The 3661-nt window shown below is 62.5% G+C and carries 4 protein-coding genes; 3 read left to right on the forward strand and 1 reads right to left on the reverse strand.

Annotation, left to right across the window (positions count from 1 at the left end; translation table 11 throughout):
• On the forward strand, positions 1-974 hold a 974-nt coding region (locus VOI29_RS23355), incomplete at its 5' end, for a BCCT family transporter (RefSeq protein WP_323784145.1).
• A 59-nt stretch (positions 975-1033) separates the two neighbouring features.
• Here VOI29_RS23355 and VOI29_RS23360 read toward each other — a convergent pair.
• A complete protein-coding gene (locus tag VOI29_RS23360) occupies positions 1034-1414 on the reverse strand; it encodes a VOC family protein (protein ID WP_323784147.1) in 381 nt (126 codons plus the stop codon).
• A gap of 245 nt (positions 1415-1659) precedes the next feature.
• Between VOI29_RS23360 and VOI29_RS23365 the strand changes: the two genes are divergently transcribed.
• The gene (locus VOI29_RS23365) at positions 1660-2895 is read left to right on the forward strand and encodes an aminotransferase class V-fold PLP-dependent enzyme (protein WP_323784148.1); all 1236 of its coding nucleotides are present in this window, start codon (positions 1660-1662) and stop codon (positions 2893-2895) included.
• Positions 2896-2912: 17 nt separating this feature from the next.
• Positions 2913-3661, forward strand: a 749-nt coding sequence (locus VOI29_RS23370) for a deoxyribodipyrimidine photo-lyase (RefSeq protein WP_323784150.1), incomplete at its 3' end; no start/stop codon positions are given.

Genomic DNA, 3661 nt, shown 5'->3' on the forward strand with positions numbered 1-3661 from the left:
TGTTTTACCCGCTGTTCGGCAATGCGACCTGGGGCGTGCTGGGCCATATCATTGACGTGCTGGCGGTCTTTGCCACCATCTTTGGCCTGGCAACCTCTCTGGGCCTGGGCGCGACCCAGGCGCTGGCGGGATTGAACTATCTGTTCGGCGTGCCCGTCACCGACAGCATGAAGGTGCTCCTGATCGTCGCTATCACCCTGTTTGCGCTGGTCTCGGTTGTGGCCGGGCTGGAAAAGGGCGTGAAGCGCCTGTCCGAGGCCAACATGATTCTGGCTGCCGCCTTGCTGCTTCTGGTGCTGATCGTTGGCCCGACTTTGGCGATCCTGTCCGGCTTTTTCACCAATCTTGCTGATTATGTGGTGACCCTGCCGCAGCTGGCCAACTGGGTGGGCCGCGAGGACACCAACTTTCTGCAGGGCTGGACCACATTCTACTGGGCTTGGTGGATCTCCTGGTCGCCGTTTGTCGGCATGTTCATTGCCCGCATCTCGCGCGGCCGCACCGTGCGCGAGTTTGTCACATGCGTGCTGCTGATCCCGACTGTCGTCGGCGCCCTGTGGATGAGCGTCTTTGGCGGCGCCGCGCTGGATTTGGTGACAGGCGAGACCGGACAGGCGCTGCAGGATGCAGCGCTGGAACTGAAGATGTTCAAGCTGTTCGAGACCTATCCCCTGACCGGGATCCTGTCCTTTGTCGGCATCATCCTGGTGGTGGTCTTCTTCGTGACTTCCTCGGACTCCGGCTCGTTGGTGATCGACACCATCACAGCAGGCGGCAAGACCGATGCACCGACCGCACAGCGCGTGTTCTGGTGCATTCTGGAGGGCGCGATTGCCATCGTTCTCCTGCTGGGCGGCGGTCTGGGTGCGCTGCAGGCGGCGGCGATTGCCACCGGCTTTCCGTTTGCCATCGTGCTGGTGCTGATGTGTGTTTCAGTTCTCATCGGCCTGGCCCGGGAAAAGCGCGGCAACTAAGCCGGCCCAGCAGCAAGACGTCAAAAGAGGCCTCGGGAAACCCCGGGGCCTTTTGCCTGTCATGCGTTGTACTTGAAGAAGCCAAGCGAGTTGCCATCGGGATCGGTGGCATAAAATAACCGTCCAGGCGGGATCTCGATGGTTTCCGAAACCACTTTTCCGCCGCCATCCGTGACCCGCTCCATCACATCTTCCAACGCGCCCTCAGCCGTCAAGTGCAGCGTCGGGCCGCGGCCATCGCCGGCCGGTTTGCCGGGATAAAGGTGGAGGGCAACGCCTGTTGCCTGATCTGCGGGCTTGAACATTGCGATCGGGTTCGGGCCGCTGGTGTCGATGCTCAATGCTGCACCGGTCACCTTGGAATAAAACGTCACTGCTGCATCCAGATCGCTGACGGGCAACTCGCCCCAGACCAGGAAATCCTTGGGGGTATAGGCCATATCAAATCCTCCGTAATTGCCTGGGGTTAGCATGGCAGGTGCTCCCGACAGTTTCTGGCATTAGCGCCCGGTCCGATCCACCCGCTGCAAGCGGGGGGCACACCCAGCGTGTTATTCGGAAATTCCAGCTTGCAGGGCAGCATGTGTTCCCTCAATCCTTGTGCCGGAACGCAGCCTTGCCGGGACACCTGCCAAGAACCGAAGTCCCCAGACAGGCGCGCGCAATTTGAGGAGATGGAGAAACAATGACCGCATTGGATATCGATTTTGTCCGGGCACAGTTCCCGGCCTTTGCCGAACCCGGCCTTCAGGACCAGGCGTTTTTTGAAAATGCGGGCGGCTCCTATACGTGCCGTCAGGTGATTGACAGGCTGATCCGGTTCTATACCCAGCGCAAGGTGCAGCCCTATGCCCCTTACGAGGCCTCCCGCCTGGGCGGCGCCGAGATGGACGAGGCCCGCTCCCGTCTGGCCGCGCTGATGGGGGTGGCAACTGAGGAACTGAGCTTTGGCCCCTCAACCACCCAGAACACGTATGTGCTGTCCCAGGCCTTCCGCGCGTTCATGAAACCCGGCGAAGCCATCATCGTCACCAACCAGGATCACGAGGCCAACACCGGCCCCTGGCGCCGTCTGGCGGAGGAGGGGATCGAGATCCGCGAATGGCAGATCGACCCGCAGACCGGCCATCTGGACATAGTGCAACTGGAAACCCTGCTGGACGAAAACGTCCGTCTGGTCTGCTTCCCGCATTGTTCCAACGTGGTGGGTGAGATCAACCCGGTCGCCGAGATCACGGCCATGGCCCATGCCGCGGGTGCCTTTGTCTGCGTCGACGGCGTCTCTTATGCGCCGCACGGGCTGCCGGATGTGGATGAGCTGGGCGCCGACATCTACCTGTTCTCAGCCTATAAGACCTATGGCCCTCATCAGGGCATCATGGTGGTCCGCAAGGCGCTGGGTGCGCTGCTGCCGAACCAGGCGCATTACTTCAACGCGGACGTACTTTATAAGCGGTTCACACCGGCCGGCCCCGACCACGCCCAGGTGGCGGCCTCGGCCGGGATGGCGGATTACTTTGAAGCATTGGCGGCCCATCACGGCCACTCTGGCACTCCTGCCGAAACCGGCGCCTTTGTCCACGACCTGATGCGCGCGCATGAGATCGCGCTGCTGCAGCCGTTGCTGGATGCGGTAAAGGACCGCAACGATGTCCGTCTGCTGGGCCCCTCAACAGCAGATACCCGCGCGCCCACTGTTGCCGTAGCCTTGAACCGCCCGGCGGAACCGGTTGCCGCGGCATTGTCGGAATATGGCATCATGGCAGGCGGCGGCGATTTCTACGCTGTGCGCGCTCTTTCCGCCATGGGAGTTGATCCAAGCGAAGGCGTGCTGCGTATGAGCTTTACCCATTACACGTCCGAAGCAGAAGTGGCCAAGCTGGTCGAGGCTCTGGACCGGGTGCTGAGGTCAAACACATAAGAGGAGGGAAGCAGTTTATGAGCACCCGTCCCCTGGCGATCTGGTGGATCAGGCGGGACCTTCGTCTGTCCGACAATCCAGCCCTGACAGCCGCCTTGGCCGGGGACAGTGCTGTCCTGCCCGTCTACATCCTCGACGAACAGGACGCGGCGCTGGGCGCTGCGCCCAAGTTCCGCGTTGGACTGGGTCTGGAGCATTTCGCACGGGAACTGTCCAAGGCCGGCTCCCGTCTGATCCTGCGCCGGGGTAAGGCGCTGGATGTGCTGCAACAGCTGGCCCGCGACACCGGGGCAGGGGCTGTCCACTGGTCCCGCCTGTATGATCCGCAGGCCATTGCCCGCGACACGGATATCAAACAGCAGCTCACGGCGCAGGGGATCGAGGTCCACTCGCACGGCGGGCGGGTGCTGTTCGAGCCCTGGACGGTAGAGACCAAGACCGGCGGAATGTACAAGGTCTACACCCCGTTCTGGAAGGCCGTGCGGGGCCGCAAGGCCGGCAGCTTGCTGCGGGCACCCGCCACGTTGCCAGCACCAGAAGACTGGCCTGTTAGCGAAGACCTCTCCGCCTGGAACATGGGGGCCGCCCTGCGCCGCGGCGCGGATATCGTGGCCCGCTACTGTCGCGTCGGTGAAGCAGCCGCGTCAAACCGCCTGGACGAATTCCTCGGGGATTCTGTGGACGCCTACAAGGAGCGCCGCGACTTTCCGGGCGAGGATGCCACCTCGGGCCTGTCGGAAAATCTCGCCTGGGGTGAAATCAGCCC

This window comes from Leisingera sp. (assembly GCF_034669605.1).
Taxonomy (GTDB): domain Bacteria; phylum Pseudomonadota; class Alphaproteobacteria; order Rhodobacterales; family Rhodobacteraceae; genus Leisingera.

What these genes read in the sequence shown, in the direction of transcription:
- VOI29_RS23360 (WP_323784147.1), bottom strand. Translation starts at nt 1,414, where the DNA reads ATGGCCTATACCCCCAAGGATTTCCTGGTCTGGGGCGAGTTGCCCGTC.
- VOI29_RS23365 (WP_323784148.1), top strand. Translation starts at nt 1,660, where the DNA reads ATGACCGCATTGGATATCGATTTTGTCCGGGCACAGTTCCCGGCCTTT.